This window comes from Domibacillus enclensis (genome assembly GCF_900156125.1).
In the GTDB taxonomy this organism is placed as follows: domain Bacteria; phylum Bacillota; class Bacilli; order Bacillales; family Domibacillaceae; genus Domibacillus; species Domibacillus enclensis.
The window spans coordinates 85,743-103,804 of sequence record NZ_FTLX01000006.1; the positions used below are offsets into that span (position 1 = coordinate 85,743).

Sequence of the window (18,062 nt, forward strand, 5' to 3'; positions counted from 1 at the left end):
TATTTAAATCTCTGCTCATTTGCTCAATTTCATTTATAAAAGAAGAAATTTCCTGAGTAGAAGCCGCTTGATTTGTTCCTGCCAGGCACAATCTTTGAGCCATTGACAATATACCGGCAAAGTATGATAAAGTGAAAGCCTATACAATTACGGTAAAGCGAGGATTTAAGATGACAAATCAACAGCCACAAAATGAATTGCCGCCAAAAACATGCACGATTGAACGGCTTGTGACAATGAAGGAAGATGTTGAGAAAGTACTCAACGGCGAAAAAACGGCAACGCGCCGCAATGGGCGTTATGCGGATATTGGCGAGGTGATGACGCTTGAAGGACGCGACTTTGTCGTGGAAAAAGTGTATTCGCAGTCGCTTGGTGAGCTAACTGACGAGCATGCAAAGCAGGAAGGGTTTGCGACGGTGGAAGACTATAAAAATGCAATTCTTTCGTATCACCCGGGTATGCCATGGCTTCCGCAAATGCGTGTATGGGTGCATGAATTCCGCGCAGTATAATGTATGAACTGATTTTATTTTTGCATATTTTCAGTGCAGCGCTGTCGATTGGGCCTTTTTTTGTGCTCGTTCCGATGACGCAAAAAATGAAAACAGCCAATAAGCCTGAGCTTCTTGCCTATTTAGATGTATTCCGTTCAGCGGTGCGGCTAGTGAAGCATGCCGGACATGTGCTGGTGACAACAGGCATCCTGCTCATCTGGCAAAGCGCCTGGACGTGGGGCACCTCGTGGATCGTCATGACCATCGCGGTTATGGTCGGATCGATTGTTTTTCTGGCCCGTGCATTCACGCCGGTCATTAAGCAATTCCGGGCAGGCGAACGAACACAGCAGGAGCTTGCTGCCAAGCTTCATCAGTCAGCCTGGCTGTATATTGGCATACTGGCTGTGATGCTCTGGTTTATGACAGCGAAGCCGACATTATGGTAAAGAGCTAAACATGTTTCACGTGAAACAAAAAAGAACCGGGCTGCCCAAAGCATCCCGGTTTTTTCTTTTACCGGCGGCCGCAGCAGTTGCGCGGGTAGCCGGGATCGACTACTTCATTCCGCGTCATCGGCTGGACCATGTGACGCGGGACGTTGACGATGTGCTGCCGGTTAATGGTAATCACCGGATGAATCACAGGCACTTCACGAGTTGTGTACGTATCTTTCACAATACATCTCGGCGGGCAGATGATCGGACGGACAGGACGATGCATATATTATCACCTCCACGGTTCTATACAGGCAGTAAATGCATCGCCGGCCCTTTCTGCAACGGCCAAACAACCACCCGGATTAAATAATATCGAGCGGCATTCTTTGAGCAGGTGGTGAAAAGACGGTATCAAGCTGGTTCAGTTCGTCTGTATTCAGCAAAAGAGCGGACGCCTGAGCGTTCGCGGTGACATGCTTTTCTTTTCCCGCTTTTGGAATCGCGATGACGTGGTTTGAACGAATCGACCAGGCCAGTGCGACTTGAAGAGGCTCTGCTTGATGGGCGTCTGCTATTTTACGTACGACCGGATCATGCAGCAATTCCTTTCGAAGTGATCCGCCCTGTGCAAGCGGACTGTACGCCATGATGGGAACGTTGTTTTGCTGATGCCACGGCAGCAAATCGTATTCAATGCCCCTTGAGCCGAGGTGATAGAGTACTTGATTCGTTGCACAGTTGCCGCCGCCGGGTGTATTCAAAAGTTCCTTCATATCGTCTGTATCGAAATTCGACACACCCCAGCGCGCAATTTTTCCTTCTTTTTTCAACTGTTCCATGCCTTCAATGGTTTCAGCCATGGGAACACGGCCGCGCCAGTGCAGCAAGTACAAATCCAGGTGATCCGTCCCAAGACGCTTTAAGCTTTGCTCGCAGGAGGAAAAAAGCCGATCCTTTCCGGCATTGTGCGGATACACTTTGGACACTAAAAACACATCATCACGGATGCCTTTGATCGCTTCGCCCACTACTTGTTCTGATTTTCCTTCTCCATACATCTCAGCCGTATCAATCAGTGACATGCCAAGGTCCACTCCGAGCCTCAGAGCTGCTATTTCGGCTTTTTTCTCGGCCGGGTTTTCCCCCATATTCCACGTTCCCTGCCCAATCGCTGGAACGAGCGTCCCATCCGGAAGGCAGACCGTTCTTTTGCTCATCGCCGCTTGAATCGCTTCTTTATCCAAAAAATCAAATCCTTTCCTTATTATATGAATCCTTTCCCGAGCCGATCTTTTCTAAAACAAAAAAACCGGCCGAGCCGACGCATAGGTCGGACCAGCCAGCTTTGGGAAGGGTGTTCTTAAGCTGATTCTTCTTTAAGTGCATAGGCTTTGCGCCAAGAGATTTGCGCGACGGTCAATAAGGCGATTGCTGCAAGCCCAATCACAGCGTAAACCATAAAGCCGGAAGCATACGTACCGGTGACTTGCTTTAGCGTACCTAAAATGTTTGGCAATAGAAATCCGCCTACACCGCCTGCTGCTCCAACGACGCCGGTGACCATGCCGATTTCTTTTTGAAACCGCTGCGGAACAAGCTGGAATACTGCGCCGTTCCCCATTCCAAGCGCCATCATGCCTAAAAACAGCAAGGCAACGACAATCGGAAGGGATGGGAGCGTACTTACGCCAAACATCGCAAGCGCAACCCCGATAAATAAGAAGTTCAGCAGCTTGGCACCGCCGATTTTATCAGCGATCATGCCGCCTACCGGACGGAATAAGCTGCCCGCGATCACACAAAGGGTTAAAAAGTCGCCGGCACGGACTTTCGACAGGCCGTACTGATCTACAAAGAAAATACTCAAAAAGCTCGTCAGTCCAACGAATCCGCCAAATGTGACGCTGTACAGCAAGCAGAAATACCATGTATCTTTTTGCTTGAAGATTTTAAAGTAATTAATAATCGGCTGTGGCGCCGGCTGATTCGGCGGGTTTTTTGCAATCAAAATATAGGTGATGAACACAAGAACGAGCGGAATCGCTGCGACTCCCATTACGCCTTGCCAGCCGATCGTTTCAGCAAGGCGCGGTCCGAACAGCGTAGCCAGAACGGTTCCGCTGTTTCCGGCTCCGGCAATCCCCATGGCAATTCCCTGCATTTCCGGTGGATACCATCGGCTCGCCATCGGCAATGCAACGGCAAAGCTTGCGCCGGCAACGCCGAGTAAAATACCGATAAAGTAAAGCTCACTTACGGTATTTCCAAAGAAAAAGCCCCAGAGAAGCGGAATCATTGTGACCAGCATCCCGCCGATCGCTGTTTGGCGCGGTCCGATCCGGTCGGTTAAGATGCCCAATACAATCCGGAAAAACGATCCGGCCAAAATCGGGATGGCGACGATCATTCCCTTTTGAGAAGGAGAAAGGCCAAAGTCTTCGGTAATGTAAACACCGAGCGCCCCCAGCAAAACCCAGATCATAAAGCTAATGTCAAAATAAAGAAATGAGGCAAATAGTGACGGTGCATGACCGCTCTTTCGTAAGCTTGCTAATTTCATGTGTTCCTCTCCTTTGCATCGGTAAGTGTGATGTTGCTTAATGTAAGTGTAGGAGGGTTAAAAGATACTTTCCATATACTTGTTAGAAAACCTGACGAATTATTTCAAAAACACAGAAAAATCTGATTGACTTTCAAAAAAACCTTCTATATCGTGTTATGTAAGCTTACATGAAAATAAAAGGAGTGCTGGACATGAAGATTTTTGCTTTTGTGCTGACGTTCATAACGAACGGAGAGGCGTGCAAGGAATCTGTAAAGATGTTGCATGATTCGTTTGAAGGCAACGCAGCGTACTGGAACCCGGCCTTCAAAGCAGATTGATTAAAGAAGGGAGGGCATTACGTGTGAAAAAACAAAAATTAGTGGTCATCGGAAACGGGATGGCGGGTGTGCGGGCCGTTGAAGAAATTTTAGCCATTCATCCGGACAGGTTTGAGATTACGATATTCGGAAAAGAGCCTCATCCAAACTATAACAGGATTCTGCTGTCGAAGGTCCTTCAAGGCGATACATCCGTTGAAAGCATCACGCTGAATGACTGGTCATGGTATGAAGCGCACCAAATTACATTGTATACAGGTGAACCGGTCATGCACATTCAAACGGATCAAAAGGTTGTGGTGACCGCCAAAGATCGCATTGTGCCGTACGATGAATTAATTATTGCGACAGGCTCACTGCCGTTCATGCTGCCGCTTCCAGGAGCAAAAAAAGAAGGCGTCACAGCCTTTCGAGATATATATGATTGTGAGAAAATGGTCGAAACATCCAAAAAATACAAAAAAGCTATTGTCATTGGCGGGGGCTTGCTCGGTCTTGAAGCAGCCCGTGGTCTTTTAAACCTGGGCATGCAGGTGGACGTCGTTCATATTGGCGACTACATTATGGACCGTCAGTTGGATCCGATGGCAGCCAGCCTGCTTCAAAAGGAGCTAGAAGCCCAGGGAATGAACTTTCTTCTCCAAAAAAACTCCGCAGAAATCACCGGTCATAAGCGGGTGAAGGGGCTTCGCTTTTCAGATGGAAGCTGGCGGGAAGCAGATTTAATTGTCATGGCGGTCGGCGTGCGGCCTAATACGGCTGTAGCGGCGGGGACTGATATTGAAGTAAACCGGGCCATTGTGGTGGACGACTACATGCGGACGAATATTCCGAATGTGTATGCCGTCGGAGAATGTGCCGAGCACCGCGGACTTGTCTATGGTCTTGTTGCACCACTGTACGAGCAGGGAAAGGCACTGGCAGCTGCGTTGTGTGAAAAGCAGCATCCGGGCTATCAGGGCTCTGTTTTGTCCACCCAGCTGAAGGTATCCGGTGTCGATGTATTTTCATCCGGTGAATTTATGGACAGTGACGAAACGCAGTCACTGCAATGGTTTGACGGCGTCAAAAAGACGTACAAAAAAATCGTGATCCGCGATCAAAAGGTAGCGGGAGCCGTGCTGTTCGGAGATATTACAGAAGGCGCCAGGCTGCTTGGCATGATCCAGCAGAAAACAGATTACGCCGTGCTGGAAAAAGAATTAAACAGTGGTTCCGGAGACAAGGATGAGCGAATTGCCTCAATGGCCGACCATGATATTGTCTGTGCATGCAACGGTGTGTCCAAAGGAACGATTGTCGGCGCAATTTGTGAGCAGGGGCTTCAAAGTGTCGATGACATTAAAGCATGCACGAAGGCGTCGAGCTCCTGCGGTGGCTGCCGTCCCGTTGTAACAGACATTCTTGATTTTATCCAGCGCAATGGAGCAGATGAGGGCAAGAGGAAGGAAGCCATTTGTGCCTGCGCGGAGGCGGATCACGCGGAAATCATCGAAGCTGTTCAGCTTTTTCCAAATGAATCATTGCAGCAAATCATGGAGCGGCTGGATTGGAAAACGGCATCTGGCTGTGAAACGTGCCGTCCCGCGCTGCACTATTATATGGGGATGTACAGCAGACAGCAGCCGGAAATAGAAGAAGTGCAGCAGCCGGATGGCACGTATATGGCGGCCCCGCGGCTGTACGGCGGAATCACTGGTGCTCATCAGCTCAGAATCATTGCAGATGCCATTGAAACGTACAAGATTCCACTCGCGAAGCTTGCAGATGGACCGCGGATGGAGCTGTATGGCATAAAGAAGCAGGATATTGCCGCTGTGCGGGCCGCACTTTCCATTACAGCACCTTCTTACGGAAACGAGCTGGTTGCTGTAGGGACGTGTGCGGGCATTCAGTACACAAAGGATGCTTTTCAAGATTCCATCAATCTGGGGAAACAGCTGGAAGAGGAGCTGGAATCGTTTAGTTTCCCTGCACGCTTAACAATTGCTATCTCGTCTGGTCTGCGGGACGATGCCAAATCGCTTCAAGCCGATGTGGGACTGATTGGCGCACCGGGCGGCTGGGAGCTGTATGTGGCCGGTGAGCGCCTTTATTCCGTGATGAAAGAAGCAGAGGCGATTCGAATGACGATCGCCCTGCTGTCTTATTACCGCGATTCTTCTTTTTACGGGGAGTCCGTCGGTGTATGGCTGGACCGATTCGGCGTGACGTCCGTTCGTGAAGAAGTGTTAACGAGAAAAGGATCGTATACAGAATTAAAAAATAAACAGGCCGCCGCAGCCTTTTAAGCAGGTGAGAAAATGAGTGTCTCAATGGAAACACAGTGCCCATTTTGCAGTGTACAATGCAAAATGACGATTATTGAAAAACATCAGTCAGGCGTTGCATCATATGAGGTGGAGCCAAAGCCGAATGCTGCTTCAGAAGGCCGCCTTTGCATTAAAGGCATGAATGCATATCAGCATGCACTGAGTGAAGAACGAATTACCGAACCGCTTATGAAACAAAACGGACAATTTGTGCCTGTTTCATGGGAGGAGGCATATGAGCGGATTGTCAGCGCCTTTAACGAATTGCAGCAGGAGTATGGGCCAGATTCGATCGGCCTTTACGGCGGCGGCTCTTTAACCAATGAAACGTCTTACGCACTTGGGAAATTTGCCCGGGTGGCACTCGGCACGAAATACATTGATTACAATGGCCGGTTTTGCATGTCAGCTGCCGCTACGGCAGGCAATCAAGCGTTTGGGGTAGACCGGGGGCTGACGAATGCACTTTCTGAAATAAGAGAATCAAACTGCCTCATTTTGGCGGGGACGAACATTGCGGAATGCCAGCCAACATTAATGCCGTACTTCACAGATGCCAAAGCAAATGGGGCATTTCTCATTGTCATTGACCCGCGCTTCACAGCGACAGCCGAAATGGCCGATCTTCATTTAAAAGTAAAGCCTGGCATGGATGCGGCGCTTGCGAACGGGCTGCTGAAGGTCATTGTGGAGGGCGGCTATACAGACGAGCCATTTTTAGCAGACCGGACAACGGGCTTTCAAGAGGTGAAAGACCATATTGAATCAATCGACTTGAAGGACATCGCCGAGATCACAGGTGTGCCGCTAGACGATATACAAGAAGCAGGCCGCCGGTTTGGTGAAGCAGCATCCGGCATGATTTTAACCGCGCGCGGTGTGGAACAGCAAACAGATGGCTCGATGGCGGTCCGGAATTTCATCAATATATTGCTCGCGACCGGCAAGATTGGCAAGCCTGGCAGTGGCTACGGCGCCGTAACGGGCCAGGCGAACGGACAGGGCGGCCGTGAGCACGGACAAAAAGCGGATCAGCTGCCAGGCTACCGCTTAATCGAGAATGAGGAGCACCGGGAGTATATCGCCGGCGTGTGGGGCGTAAAAGCGGAGGATATTCCCCGTAAAGGTGTTTCTGCGTACGAAATGATGGAGAAGGTGCATGCGCAGGAAATCCGTGCTTTGTTTCTTATGGGGTCCAACCCGATCGTTTCAAATCCAAATGCTAATTTTGTCGAAGAAGGCATTCGAAAGCTCGACTTTTTCGTCGCCGCCGACATGCATTTTTCCGAAACAGCTCAATTGGCCGATATTATTCTGCCGATTGCTTCGTATTTAGAGAATACAGGCACGATGACGAATTTAGAAGGGCGTGTTCTGCTTCGTGAAGCTGCCCGTCCTGCACCAGCCGACGTAAAACAGGACTGGGAAGTGCTGTCAGACCTCGCTGCTCTGCTCGGAAAAGAAACGCTATTTCCTTATAAAAGCGCCGAAGACATTTTTGAGGAGCTGCGGAGGGCAAGCCGAGGCGGTATTGCCGATTATTTCGGCATCACGTACGACCGGCTGCGGAAGGAAGAAGGCATTTACTGGCCGTGTCCGTCACTTGACCATCCAGGAGAAAAACGGCTGTTTCAAGCGTCGTTTCCGCGTCCTGACGGAAAAGCGGCTATGATTCCTGTGCCTAATCATTTTCCGAAAGAACAAGTGGAGGCTGATTATCCGCTGCATTTAACGACGGGACGTGTGCTCGGCCATTATTTAACGGGCGTGCAGACGCACAAAAGCCCAACGCTTGAGGCACGCCAGTTTGAATCATTTGTGGAAATCCATCCGAAAACAGCGCGAAGCCTGCGTATTTCGGATGACACACTCGTTAAGGTCCGGTCACGGCGCGGTGAAATTGTGGTGCGGAGCAAGCTGACCGCATCCATTCGTGAGGACACTGTTTTTGTGCCAATGCATTGGGACGGCATTCAAAATATTAATAAATTAACGAGCGAAGAGCTTGATCCGGCTTGTAAAATGCCCGGATTTAAAGTGTGTGCCGTTTCCATCGCACCGCTTATCTCGTGAAAAAAGCCCGAAATACAAGCAGATGAATAGTCAAAGCAGCCGAACGGTTTAGACGTTCGGCTGTTTTTTGACTTATTTTTTGACAAGAGTCAGGATAAATCTGTTTCAATGAAAGAGCAATATCAATTTATTTGGCTAACGCCGATAAAATGAAAATAACGCCGGTATCCGCCGGCCTAAAGCTGATATCGACTCCATATCGGCGTTAGGCCGCTCCATATCAGCGGTAAATAAAATATACCGGTGATAAGAAGGTTTACCTCTTTTTTTGATGAAAAATCCGACGGGGTCCCTGTCACATAAATTGCTTAAAATCATCTTCAGTGTTTATGTTACGAAAACAAGGATTGTGCTGATCGAAAGGAATTTTTTTGAATTTTATATGATCTAATAAGGCCATCAAGCTGCGTTTATTTTCCCTTAATGCAGTGTCCATGACAGGAAGACAGCTGCGGTGGTATAAAGCGAGCAGCGGCTGTAATTTATCGCCTTGAACCGGTATAATCGCTTTAACATCAGGATGTCGGTGCAGCAGCAGCTGTTGAACAAACGGCGCGGTGACAAACGGAATATCTGCCGACAGGACGAAAAACCACTCCGGCTCCTTGTATTCGCTCATAACGTGATGGATCGCGTAAAGAGGGCCGTGATGAACCTCCTGTTCGATCACAAGCTCGGCTTCAGGAGCATCGAATCGGCTGGCAAGAAAAGAGTTCGTTGAAATAAGTAAAGGATCAAGTTGATTCTCAGCAAGCGCCTGCACACTGTACGTGTAAAACGGGCGGCCATTATACAACTCAAACATTTTCGGACGGCCGTAGCGTGAGGATCGGCCGCCGGCAAGCACAATTCCGGCTGTTTTCATTATTTATCACTCCTACAGCCATTATAACGTGGAGGTCACTCAAATGAAAAAGGTGTTTCAAATCGTAGGGTATCAAAACAGCGGCAAAACCACTTTAATGGAAAAGGTCATCCGGGGAGCGGCAGAACAGGGTGTACGTGTAGCGTCCATTAAGCATCACGGTCACGGCGGCGCACCGGATGCAAAAGACAGCACACGTCACCAGCAGGCAGGTGCTGTCATCGCAGGAGTCGAAGGGAGCGGCATCCTGCAGTTAAACATTCAGCAAAGTGAATGGGCGCTGCGCGATATTTTGCGGTTGTATGAGATGTTTCCGATCGACTGCATTTTCATAGAAGGGTATAAAGGAGAAGCCTATCCTAAAGCGGTGCTGATTCGAAATGAAGAAGACCTGCACCTGCTTCATCTCGAAAACATCCAATGTGTAATTAGCTGGATTGACCTGCCTGCTTCCAGCTATCCGGCGTTTCACGTGAAACAAGAAAATGAATACATCCCGTTTATCGTGAATAAAATAGTGCACAGATAAAAAAAGTTAAGCAAATTTCGACAAATGTTTCACGTGAAACAGTGAATAGTTTAAATAAATTCGGGACATCCTTTTTGTAAAAGGGGGATGGAGCACATGTGGAAATGGCTTTTTGCTGTTGTGTTGCTTGCAGGCTGTATGGCAGATGAATCACCGGAAAACATGTCCGCACCGCTGAACGAACCGGGTGAAGCTGTTCAAAATCCGTCGGAGCCGCTCAAGGTAATGAAGAAGGAAGAGACGGGGCAGTATTTAGCTGATTCAGCCGGGATGACGCTTTACTACTATGTAAACGATCAAAAAGGGGTTTCCGCCTGCACACATCATTGTTTAGATGAGTGGCCGCCTTTTTATCTTGGCTCAAGCAAGGTGCCGGAAGGGTTCAGCAAGTCGGACTTTGGCGTCATCACAAGGCCTGACACCGGGGAAAAGCAGTCTACGTATAAGGGATATCCGCTTTATTATTTTTCACGTGACCAGGTAGCCGGTCAGACAAACGGCTATAGTGCAGACAATGAATGGTACACCGTCAATAAAGCCATTGACCGAATGGCTCAAGCAAACTAAAACAGCTGTCCGGTCCATTAACCGGACAGCTTCTTCGTCATGTCTAGGGCGGATAAAGGCCTTGCGTACAAATACCCCTGTGCTTCTGTGCAGTTCATCTCCAGAAGAAGCCGCGCCTGCTCCTGTGATTCCACACCTTCCGCAATAACCTTCATATTTAAATTCCGTGCAAGATCGATAATGGTTTTCACGATCGCTTGATGATCTTCGGATAAATCGCGAACGAACGATTGATCAATTTTCAGCTTCGTGATTGGGAATTTCCCTAAATAGCTGAGGGAGCTGTAGCCGGTGCCAAAATCGTCGATGCTGACGTGAATGCCGATTTCCCGCAGGCAGCTTAACACTTTTTGAGCGTGAGACACGTCCGCTGTCATGCTTTCGGTTATTTCAAGATCAAGCCACTCAGGCGCAAGTCCTGTTTGTTCCAGAATATGCTCGACTTTTTCAACGAAGTGCTGCTGCATAAACTGGCGAAGCGACACATTGACACTCATGCGGACCGGTGGAAACCCAGCTTCCTGCCAGGCCTTGTTTTGAGCGCAGGCGGTTTCAAGCACCCACGATCCGATCGGGATAATTAAGCCGGTTTCCTCCGCAAGCGGAATAAAGTCCGCCGGCGAAATCAGCCCGATCTTTGGATGGTTCCACCGGAGGAGCGCCTCTGTCCCGATGATTTTGTTTGTTTTCATATCGATCTGTGGCTGGTATTCAAGATAAAACTGCTGCTCGTCAATGGCTTTATGCATTTCGCGTTCGAGCATCATTTTGTCGCTTAAATCCCGGTGCAGGTCGACGGTGAAAAACTGATAATTATTTTTTCCTTTTTCTTTTGCAAAATACATGGCAGCGTCAGCGTTTTGAATTAACGCTTCTGCGTCGGTTCCATCAGCCGGATACATACTGATCCCGATGCTCGTGCTGATGAAGATGTCCAGGTTTTCAATGAGAAAAAAGTGGTTCATCTCATCGCAAATGCGCTTGGCAATCATTCCGGCCGTTTTCCGTGTAATAGAAGGAAGCAAAATAGCGTATTCATCACCGCCCAGCCGCGCGGCGATATCGGTCTGGCGAATGCATTTTCGGAGCCTGTCCGCTACCTTTATGAGAAGCAGGTCTCCATTGCTGTGGCCCATTGTATCATTCACATTTTTAAACCGGTCTAAATCCAAAAACATGACAGCAAACGGTTCTTTCTTTTTGGAGGAAAGATCCAGTTCGGCTGTTAATTCTTTTTGAAAAAGGCGGCGGTTGGCAAGGCCCGTTAAATCATCGTAATGGGCCATTTGATGAATTCGTTTTTCTGCTTGCTTTCGTGTGGTGATGTCAATAGCGGTTCCGACCACCTCGATTACGCGGCCATCTTCTTTTATGGGAGATAAATAAACAAGGAAAAACCGGTCAAATAAATCAATTTCGAAATGCAGCTCTTCCCCCGCAAGCCCTCGCTTTAAATGAGGATAAAAGCGTGGAACAGTATGCGCTGGCAAAATATCCTCGAACGAAATGGGGCTTTCCAGATCGCTCGGCATTCCCATGCGCTTTGCCAGCTTGCCTTCGATCATGGTGAGAAGCAATTGACCTTCATCCGTTTCCTTATATTTGAAAATTGCATTTTGCAGATGCTTGACCACATGTTGAAATTGCTGCTTTAACGCCAGTTCAAGCTTGTCCTTTGTTTGAACCTTTTCGGTAATGTCCGAGTCAACAGACATGTATTTCACTAATTGATGCTGTTCATTAAAGATCGGGATGATTGTGGCGCTGACGCTGTAAAACGAGCCATCCTTTGCTTTATTATGTACGTCTTTTTTCCAGACGAGCCCTTGTTCTAGCGTCGAGCGAAGGGAAGAAAAGTAGTCGGCTGGATGCAAATGTGAATCAAATATAGAATGAGGCTGTCCGATAATTTCATCGCGTGTGTATTTGGAAATGGTGCAAAATTTATCGTTCACGTATAAAATGTGTCCATCGATGTGAGTAATAGAGATTGAAAATTCGTTTTCGAGTGCATGCAGCATAGCAGAAATGTCTGTTAAGTGATTTAGCATAGGTTTGAATCCTTTCCCATTTAGCGCTCTTTCTTTATTTTAAACGGAATTTCCTTCTTTTACATTATTTATCGGCTGCTTTGGAAAAAATTATCGAAAAAACTTTTCTGTTTATTCTGTTTTTTTAACGTAAAAAGGGTATACAGTACATAATATAAACAATCGGAGGGATCAACATGGGATGGAAATACTGGAAGGTGGTTCTACGATATGGCCATGTAGGCAAGCGGAATGAAATAAGCGTGGCTCGTTATTTGGTTACAGAAGAGCATTATACGCCGGTTGTTGTTATGGACCAGGCAGCCAATATGCCGGGCGTGAAGCATAATGGGGTCGTGTCAGTAAAAGAAATTGAGCGGGTGGATTTCTTAGAAGGCAAGCGGCTGGAGCAGGAGAATTTTTTCCTTCAAAAAATGAAAGCGTTTCACTCCGATCAGACAGCTTAAACAGAAAGCCTCTGTTGCATTCACTGGCAATTGAGGCTTGTTTCTTTTATGCTTAATTAGTGAGGTGAACAGGATGGGGCGCATAACAGTAGTAGGGAGCTATGTAGTCGATTTAATGAGCCGGACGCCGCAGCTGCCGAAGCCCGGTGAAACCGTTTTAGGCGGTCCGTTCCAGATGGGTCCGGGCGGCAAAGGCGGAAACCAGGCGACTGCCGCGGCTAGAAGCGGATCGGACGTTGCTTTCGTCACGAAAGTAGGCGATGACGTATTTGGAAAAGAAGCAATCAAGCATTTTGAGCGGGAAGGGTTTAACATTCAGTTTGTTCACAGGAGCAAAACGGAAGCAACCGGGACAGCTTTGATTGCAGTGGATGACCAGGGAGAAAATGATATTGTCATTGCGCCGGGTGCATGCGGGACGATGACACGATCCGATGTCTTAAAGGCAGAGGAGGAGATAAAGCGTTCACAAATGGTCATGCTGCAGCTGGAAATCAGCTTCGAAGCCATTGAAGCGGCGATCAAGAAAGCTGTGCATCATCAGGTGCCGGTGCTGCTGAATCCGGCTCCCTGCGTGGATTTTCCACAGGAATGGCTGAAGTATATTACATATGCCACACCGAATGAAACCGAAGCGCTTGGACTGACAGGTGTTGAAGTAACGGACGCGTTGTCTGCTCAAGAAGCGGCGGATGTGCTGCACGAAAAGGGTGTGAAAACCGTCGTCATCACACTGGGAAAACAAGGTGTGTTTTTATCCAAGGAAGCTGGAAAAGGAGCATGGATGGACGGGTTTTCAGTAAAGGCTATGGATACAACGGGAGCAGGCGACGCGTTTAATGGCGGATTTGCACATGCGATCGGCAGTGGCGCACCCGTGGAGGAAGCGGTTCAATTCGGACAAGCTGTTGCCGCGTTGTCTGTCACAAAAATGGGGACCGCTGCGTCGATGCCAACGCAAGATGAAATAAAAGCGTTTTTAAAAGACCATCAGTAGGGAATAGAAAGAAAAAAGGAGTGAATGTTTATGGGATTTTTAAATAAACTGTTTGGCGGCAAGGATGAAAGCGGGGCTGCACAATCCGTGTCTGAAGTAGTGCTTGTATCGCCGATGACCGGTGACGTTGTGGCATTAACAGAGGTGCCCGATCCGGTTTTTTCTCAAAAGATGATGGGTGATGGCGTCGCGGTAAATCCAACCGAAGGCAAAGTCGTGGCACCCGCAGATGCGAAAGTATTGAATGTTTTTCCAACAAAGCATGCGATTGGCCTTGAAGTGGCGGGTGGGCTGGAAATTTTAATTCACGTCGGGCTCGATACTGTTAATATGAAGGGTGAAGGATTTGATGTACAGGTAGCCGAGGGCGATCAAGTGAAAAAAGGTGATGTACTGCTGACGTACAGCCTGGAGCTTGTTCGTGAAAAAGCCGCCAGCATCATTACCCCAATGATCATCTCAAATGGCGATATGGTCGAACGGATGGACAAGCACGAAAATGTTCCAGCCACAGCCGGTGAAACGCCTGTGCTGACAGTAAAATTGAAATAACGAAAAGCCGGCTCACTGATGAAGTGAACCGGCTTTTGCTATGTAACGACGGGATCAATTTTGCTAACGCTGATATTCTATGGCTAACGCTGATATTCTGTCACTAACGCTGATATCACCGTGTCTATCGCTGATAAATCGGGATACCGGCGTTAGCGTTGCTTATTTCGGCGATAAACAAAATATATCGGCGTTAACATTCCTTATTCCGGCGTTAGCGACGCTTTTTATCCCACAAAAGCACGAATCGCATCGGTTAAGCTGTAAAGACCAAGCCCTGTACAAATAAGAGCGACAAGTCCTCCGATGATATTTGCCTTAAGTGAATTTGTATACTCCCCAAGCCGGTGCTTATTATTCATAATGATCAACAGCATAATCGAAATGAACGGAAGCAAGATCCCATTCAGTGCCTGGGCAAACAAGAGAACATCCAGTGGCTCAAAGCCGATCGCCGAGGAAAGAATCCCGATGACCATGACGGCTGTAAAAACAAGCTTAAAGCGCCGGTCCTTCATCCCATTTTCCCATTTCAAGACACTGCCGATCGTAATAGCCGCGCCGAGCGGGGAAGCAATCGCGGAAGACAGGCCTGCCGCAAACAACCCGACGCTGATAAAGACCTTTGCCCAGCTGCCGAGAAGGGGTTCAAGCTGCAAGGACAGCTCCGCCACACTTTCCACCTCAATGCCGCGAATCATTGTGGCTGAGGTGATTAAAATGGCCGCGGTAATGAGACCGCCAACACCAATTGATACGATAATATCCCAGCGTGATTCCTTCAAGTCAGCCGGCTTGCTCCACCGCTCCTGAACGGTAGAGGAATGGATAAAAAGATTGTAAGGAACAACGGTTGTGCCAATTAATGCGACAATCGTCAAAATAGAGCCGGCTGGAATAGAAGGGACAAAGGCTTTTTTCAAGACTTCCCCGACATCAGGCTGTGCCACAAACATCGTCGTCACAAATGTGACACTCATAATGACAATTAAAACGATCATGACTTTTTCAACTATTTTGTAGCTGCCGGAAAGACCGAGCAGCAAAATAATCACGCCGACAATTGGTCCGAGCACATTGCCCGGAATGCCCGTCAGTGTTGATATGCCAAGAGACGTTCCGAGCAAATCACCAGCGATGTAAGCGGAACAGCCGACAGTGATCGCAATCATGACGAGCCACATCGAGCCGTATTTTAAAATGGGGTTGGAAAACTGCTCCCGTATTGCGTCTCCAAGACTCGACTGCGTAATGATTCCAAGCCGCGCCGTCATCTCCTGTAAAATCATCGTCGCCGCGATGGAAAAAACAACGGCCCACAAAACGGCATAGCCAAATGAAGCACCGGCTCGTGTAGCGGTAGTAACTGTTCCCGGTCCAATAAAAGAGGCAGTGACGATCGCGCCGGGTCCAATGACTTTCAAGCGTTCCTTCACAGATTTCGCCAGAATGAATCATCCCCTCTTATTGGTTTTTATGCAAAATATGACCGGCCAGTGCATACAAAATGATCGTTGAGGACAAATGAGCTGAAAATTGGGATGGGTCCTGCTGTGGATACACCTCCACAAAATCCATACCGACAATGCCCTGCTTGGCAATTTCATGAACGAGCGTCAGCAGCTCATACGATGTGAGTCCATTCCCGTCAACAGGTCCGCCAGGGTTAAAGGCATAATCCATAACGTCGCTGCAAATGCTTAAATACACGCAGTCTACATCCTTCGCCGCCATTTCATGCAGCTGGCGTCCTAATGCTTTTAAGTCTGAATGCTCCCGGATCTCATTCACGGTAATCGTGACCGCTCCTGCATCACGTGCATTCCGGCCGCTTTCCGGCTTGTTGCGGGGGCCGTGAATGCCGGCATGAATAATGCTTTCATTTCGGACACCTTCTTGCTCATACAGGCGCATAAATGGACTGCAGCGTGCGTATGGATCGCCTTCATGAGAAGGAAGGTTATCATAGTGTGCATCTAAATGTATAATGCCGACTTTTTTTCCTTGGTTCGTCAGTGACTTCACGATCGGAAACGTAACGCCATGGTCACCGCCAAGCCCGATTAACAGCTTGCCGCTTTTCCAGAGAGGGTCGGTGAAGCTTGAAATCCGCTCCATCGTTTCCTCCACATCCGCTGGCACCACATCCACGTCGCCTACGTCCCCGAGCTTGATGTGCTCAAATACATCAATATGGTCGAGCTCCGGCAAATAGCCGCTATAGCGTCCTGAGCTGATGCGCATTACCTTTGGACCAAGTTCACACCCCGTGTAATCGCCCCATGTCACAGCGCCTTCCCACGGTACACCATAAACGACAGCGTCAACTTCCTCCAAACGGTTTTCACCTGCTAAATTTTTAGCGCCTAAAAAGCAGGGCGTATTGCCATAGATCGTCTCTGTCATCGAACCATTCCTTTCGTCACACATATAGTTTTGTTTTCCCTTTTCCCTAACAAATAGGAAGAAAACCGGGAATTTAAAAAAGCCCGATGGTAAAATAAAAGAGAAGAGGTGATCACCATGAAGCTATTATTCTCGATTTTTATGACCTTTTTTAAATTATCACCGATTACGTTCGGCGGAGGGTATGCGATGATTCCTGTCATTCAGCGCGAAGTGGTAGAAGAAAAGCGCTGGCTCGACGAAGAGGATGTCACGGATGTATTTGCCCTGTCCGGCTCGATTCCCGGGGCCATCGCGATTAATGCGGCTACCTTTATCGGCTACCGGATTGCCGGCATCCCCGGTGCGGCAGCGGCCACCATCGGCGTGATGATCCCAACCTTTAGCATCGTCGCGGTGCTCAGCTTTTTTTATTTATTTTTCAGCACACATCCAAAGGTGGAGGCGGCATTTGAAGGCATCCGTCCGGCCGTTGTCGCCCTGATTGTTTATGCCGCGTGGAAAATGCGCAGGAGTGCGATCGTCGATAAAACAACGTTTATCGTCGCAGCGTCCGCATTTGTGTGCCTCCTTTTCCTGCATTTGCATCCTGTGCTCGTCATCGTTCTCGGCGCGCTGTCCGGTGTCCTGCTGATCGGCGCACGTGACCGTCTCGGCATGCGGACAGCCATCGATGATCATGAAAAGCAGCCCGATTACTTTATGGGAGCGGATATTTGATGATGTGGCTGCTGTTTAAAACGTTTTTTGTGATTGGGCTCGTGTCGTTCGGAGGCGGTTATGCGATCATTCCGGTCATTAAAGTAGCAGTGGTACGGCAAGGATGGATGAACACGCAGACATTCACAGATGTGGTCGCCATTGCGGGTATGTCGCCCGGACCGATCGCGACGAACACGGCCGTTTTTACCGGCTTCCAGGTGAATGGCCTGTCCGGAGCAGCGGTGGCAGCACTGGCCATGGTGCTTCCCTCCTTGATTCTTGTTTTGGTTGTGGCTTCTTTTTTCGGCCGTTTAAATCATAACCGGACAATGAAAGCTGTTTTCTATGGGCTGCGGCCTGTTGTCATTGCCCTTATTTTGTTTGCGGCTGTCACGTTCGCGCTGTCAGCAGGCATGACAAACGGCGTGAATACACACACGGCAAGCTTGGTCGGCATCTTTCTGTTTTCGCTGTTTCTATTAGTGAAGCGCGGCGCACATCCAGCGTATGTCATTGGCATGGCGGGTTTGCTTGGCATGGCGTTTTATTCGTAAGGACGTATGTGGTCCATGGTCGCAGCAGGAACCATTCAGTACATTAAAGAGATGCAGAAGAGCATTGTCCTTCCTTGAAAAAATGGAGGGCAATGCTCTTCTATTTATTTTCTCCTCAATTTACAACAGCATTCAACGAGAACTATTTGGTGCTAATAAGTCACTTAATAATTCATGCCTTTTTTACA

General features: G+C 48.5%; 19 protein-coding genes. 12 read left to right on the forward strand and 7 right to left on the reverse strand.

Annotated elements, in window-relative coordinates:
* Positions 1 to 170: 170 nt before the first annotated feature.
* The gene (locus tag BW952_RS12985) at positions 171 to 515 is read left to right on the forward strand and encodes an ASCH domain-containing protein (protein ID WP_045851195.1); all 345 of its coding nucleotides are present in this window, start codon (positions 171 to 173) and stop codon (positions 513 to 515) included.
* Positions 515 to 946, forward strand: coding sequence for a DUF2269 family protein (locus BW952_RS12990; protein ID WP_045851194.1), 432 nt, complete (start codon positions 515 to 517; stop codon positions 944 to 946). The genes BW952_RS12985 and BW952_RS12990 overlap by 1 nt, the downstream gene beginning before the upstream one ends.
* Before the next feature lie 67 nt (positions 947 to 1,013).
* On the opposite strand, the gene BW952_RS12995 is transcribed toward BW952_RS12990, so the two are convergent.
* The 3 genes from BW952_RS12995 to BW952_RS13005 form a co-directional block, all read right to left on the reverse strand.
* Positions 1,014 to 1,220, reverse strand: coding sequence for a hypothetical protein (locus BW952_RS12995; protein WP_045851193.1), 207 nt, complete (start codon positions 1,218 to 1,220; stop codon positions 1,014 to 1,016).
* 79 nt (positions 1,221 to 1,299) lie between these two features.
* Positions 1,300 to 2,154, reverse strand: coding sequence for an aldo/keto reductase (locus BW952_RS13000; protein WP_045851233.1), 855 nt, complete (start codon positions 2,152 to 2,154; stop codon positions 1,300 to 1,302).
* A 143-nt stretch (positions 2,155 to 2,297) separates the two neighbouring features.
* Positions 2,298 to 3,497 carry a nitrate/nitrite transporter gene (locus tag BW952_RS13005; protein WP_045851192.1) on the reverse strand — a complete coding sequence of 400 codons (1,200 nt, stop codon included), beginning with the start codon at positions 3,495 to 3,497 and terminating at the stop codon, positions 2,298 to 2,300.
* Between the two features lie 194 nt (positions 3,498 to 3,691).
* On the opposite strand from BW952_RS13005, the gene BW952_RS19820 reads away from it, so the two are divergent.
* Genes BW952_RS19820 through nasC form a run of 3 tightly spaced genes read left to right on the forward strand, consistent with a single transcriptional unit; the run spans position 3,692 to position 8,205 of the window.
* Positions 3,692 to 3,820 carry a hypothetical protein gene (locus BW952_RS19820; protein WP_269430737.1) on the forward strand — a complete coding sequence of 43 codons (129 nt, stop codon included), beginning with the start codon at positions 3,692 to 3,694 and terminating at the stop codon, positions 3,818 to 3,820.
* Between the two features lie 23 nt (positions 3,821 to 3,843).
* On the forward strand, positions 3,844 to 6,111 hold the full coding sequence (nirB, locus tag BW952_RS13010; protein WP_045851191.1) for a nitrite reductase large subunit NirB: 2,268 nt from the start codon (positions 3,844 to 3,846) through the stop codon (positions 6,109 to 6,111).
* Between the two features lie 12 nt (positions 6,112 to 6,123).
* Complete coding sequence (gene nasC / locus BW952_RS13015) at positions 6,124 to 8,205, forward strand: assimilatory nitrate reductase catalytic subunit NasC (RefSeq protein ID WP_045851190.1); 2,082 nt, start codon at positions 6,124 to 6,126, stop codon at positions 8,203 to 8,205.
* A gap of 295 nt (positions 8,206 to 8,500) precedes the next feature.
* On the opposite strand, the gene mobA is transcribed toward nasC, so the two are convergent.
* The gene (gene mobA, locus BW952_RS13020) at positions 8,501 to 9,070 is read right to left on the reverse strand and encodes a molybdenum cofactor guanylyltransferase (protein ID WP_045851189.1); all 570 of its coding nucleotides are present in this window, start codon (positions 9,068 to 9,070) and stop codon (positions 8,501 to 8,503) included.
* A gap of 43 nt (positions 9,071 to 9,113) precedes the next feature.
* On the opposite strand from mobA, the gene mobB reads away from it, so the two are divergent.
* A complete protein-coding gene (mobB, locus tag BW952_RS13025) occupies positions 9,114 to 9,599 on the forward strand; it encodes a molybdopterin-guanine dinucleotide biosynthesis protein B (RefSeq protein WP_045851188.1) in 486 nt (161 codons plus the stop codon).
* Positions 9,600 to 9,695: 96 nt separating this feature from the next.
* On the forward strand, positions 9,696 to 10,166 hold the full coding sequence (locus BW952_RS19580; RefSeq protein WP_052698468.1) for a COG4315 family predicted lipoprotein: 471 nt from the start codon (positions 9,696 to 9,698) through the stop codon (positions 10,164 to 10,166).
* 17 nt (positions 10,167 to 10,183) lie between these two features.
* On the opposite strand, the gene BW952_RS13035 is transcribed toward BW952_RS19580, so the two are convergent.
* Complete coding sequence (locus tag BW952_RS13035) at positions 10,184 to 12,217, reverse strand: sensor domain-containing protein (protein ID WP_045851186.1); 2,034 nt, start codon at positions 12,215 to 12,217, stop codon at positions 10,184 to 10,186.
* Positions 12,218 to 12,393: 176 nt separating this feature from the next.
* Here BW952_RS13035 and BW952_RS13040 point away from each other — a divergent pair, with 176 nt between their 5' ends.
* The 3 genes from BW952_RS13040 (at position 12,394) to BW952_RS13050 (ending at position 14,212) form a co-directional block, all read left to right on the forward strand.
* Entirely contained in the window at positions 12,394 to 12,663 is a 270-nt protein-coding gene (locus BW952_RS13040; protein ID WP_045851185.1) for a hypothetical protein, read from the forward strand.
* Positions 12,664 to 12,736: 73 nt separating this feature from the next.
* Positions 12,737 to 13,660 (forward strand): ribokinase, encoded by a 924-nt coding sequence (gene rbsK, locus BW952_RS13045; protein WP_045851184.1) that lies wholly within the window; start codon positions 12,737 to 12,739, stop codon positions 13,658 to 13,660.
* A 30-nt stretch (positions 13,661 to 13,690) separates the two neighbouring features.
* Positions 13,691 to 14,212, forward strand: a complete 522-nt coding sequence (locus BW952_RS13050) for a PTS sugar transporter subunit IIA (RefSeq protein WP_045851183.1) — start codon at positions 13,691 to 13,693, stop codon at positions 14,210 to 14,212.
* 227 nt (positions 14,213 to 14,439) lie between these two features.
* Here BW952_RS13050 and BW952_RS13055 read toward each other — a convergent pair whose 3' ends face one another.
* Positions 14,440 to 15,648 (reverse strand): Nramp family divalent metal transporter, encoded by a 1,209-nt coding sequence (locus BW952_RS13055; protein ID WP_231581409.1) that lies wholly within the window; start codon positions 15,646 to 15,648, stop codon positions 14,440 to 14,442.
* Between the two features lie 28 nt (positions 15,649 to 15,676).
* Complete coding sequence (locus tag BW952_RS13060) at positions 15,677 to 16,618, reverse strand: agmatinase family protein (RefSeq protein WP_045851181.1); 942 nt, start codon at positions 16,616 to 16,618, stop codon at positions 15,677 to 15,679.
* Between the two features lie 117 nt (positions 16,619 to 16,735).
* Between BW952_RS13060 and BW952_RS13065 the strand changes: the two genes are divergently transcribed.
* Positions 16,736 to 17,338: a chromate transporter gene (locus BW952_RS13065; RefSeq protein WP_045851180.1), complete on the forward strand. Its 603-nt coding sequence runs from the start codon at positions 16,736 to 16,738 to the stop codon at positions 17,336 to 17,338.
* Positions 17,338 to 17,874, forward strand: coding sequence for a chromate transporter (locus tag BW952_RS13070; RefSeq protein WP_045851179.1), 537 nt, complete (start codon positions 17,338 to 17,340; stop codon positions 17,872 to 17,874). Before BW952_RS13065 ends, BW952_RS13070 begins: the two co-directional genes overlap by 1 nt.
* Positions 17,875 to 18,062 lie beyond the last annotated feature (188 nt).

Excerpts from the sequence above, each read along its gene's own strand:
- BW952_RS12985 (WP_045851195.1), top strand. The coding sequence starts at position 171 with ATGACAAATCAACAGCCACAAAATGAATTGCCGCCAAAAACATGCACG.
- BW952_RS12990 (WP_045851194.1), top strand. The coding sequence starts at position 515 with ATGTATGAACTGATTTTATTTTTGCATATTTTCAGTGCAGCGCTGTCG.
- BW952_RS12995 (WP_045851193.1), bottom strand. The coding sequence starts at position 1,220 with ATGCATCGTCCTGTCCGTCCGATCATCTGCCCGCCGAGATGTATTGTG.
- BW952_RS13000 (WP_045851233.1), bottom strand. The coding sequence starts at position 2,154 with ATGAGCAAAAGAACGGTCTGCCTTCCGGATGGGACGCTCGTTCCAGCG.
- BW952_RS13005 (WP_045851192.1), bottom strand. The coding sequence starts at position 3,497 with ATGAAATTAGCAAGCTTACGAAAGAGCGGTCATGCACCGTCACTATTT.
- BW952_RS19820 (WP_269430737.1), top strand. The coding sequence starts at position 3,692 with ATGAAGATTTTTGCTTTTGTGCTGACGTTCATAACGAACGGAGAGGCG.
- nasC (WP_045851190.1), top strand. The coding sequence starts at position 6,124 with ATGAGTGTCTCAATGGAAACACAGTGCCCATTTTGCAGTGTACAATGC.
- mobA (WP_045851189.1), bottom strand. The coding sequence starts at position 9,070 with ATGAAAACAGCCGGAATTGTGCTTGCCGGCGGCCGATCCTCACGCTAC.
- mobB (WP_045851188.1), top strand. The coding sequence starts at position 9,114 with ATGAAAAAGGTGTTTCAAATCGTAGGGTATCAAAACAGCGGCAAAACC.
- BW952_RS19580 (WP_052698468.1), top strand. The coding sequence starts at position 9,696 with ATGTGGAAATGGCTTTTTGCTGTTGTGTTGCTTGCAGGCTGTATGGCA.
- BW952_RS13035 (WP_045851186.1), bottom strand. The coding sequence starts at position 12,217 with ATGCTAAATCACTTAACAGACATTTCTGCTATGCTGCATGCACTCGAA.
- BW952_RS13040 (WP_045851185.1), top strand. The coding sequence starts at position 12,394 with ATGGGATGGAAATACTGGAAGGTGGTTCTACGATATGGCCATGTAGGC.
- rbsK (WP_045851184.1), top strand. The coding sequence starts at position 12,737 with ATGGGGCGCATAACAGTAGTAGGGAGCTATGTAGTCGATTTAATGAGC.
- BW952_RS13050 (WP_045851183.1), top strand. The coding sequence starts at position 13,691 with ATGGGATTTTTAAATAAACTGTTTGGCGGCAAGGATGAAAGCGGGGCT.
- BW952_RS13060 (WP_045851181.1), bottom strand. The coding sequence starts at position 16,618 with ATGACAGAGACGATCTATGGCAATACGCCCTGCTTTTTAGGCGCTAAA.
- BW952_RS13065 (WP_045851180.1), top strand. The coding sequence starts at position 16,736 with ATGAAGCTATTATTCTCGATTTTTATGACCTTTTTTAAATTATCACCG.
- BW952_RS13070 (WP_045851179.1), top strand. The coding sequence starts at position 17,338 with ATGATGTGGCTGCTGTTTAAAACGTTTTTTGTGATTGGGCTCGTGTCG.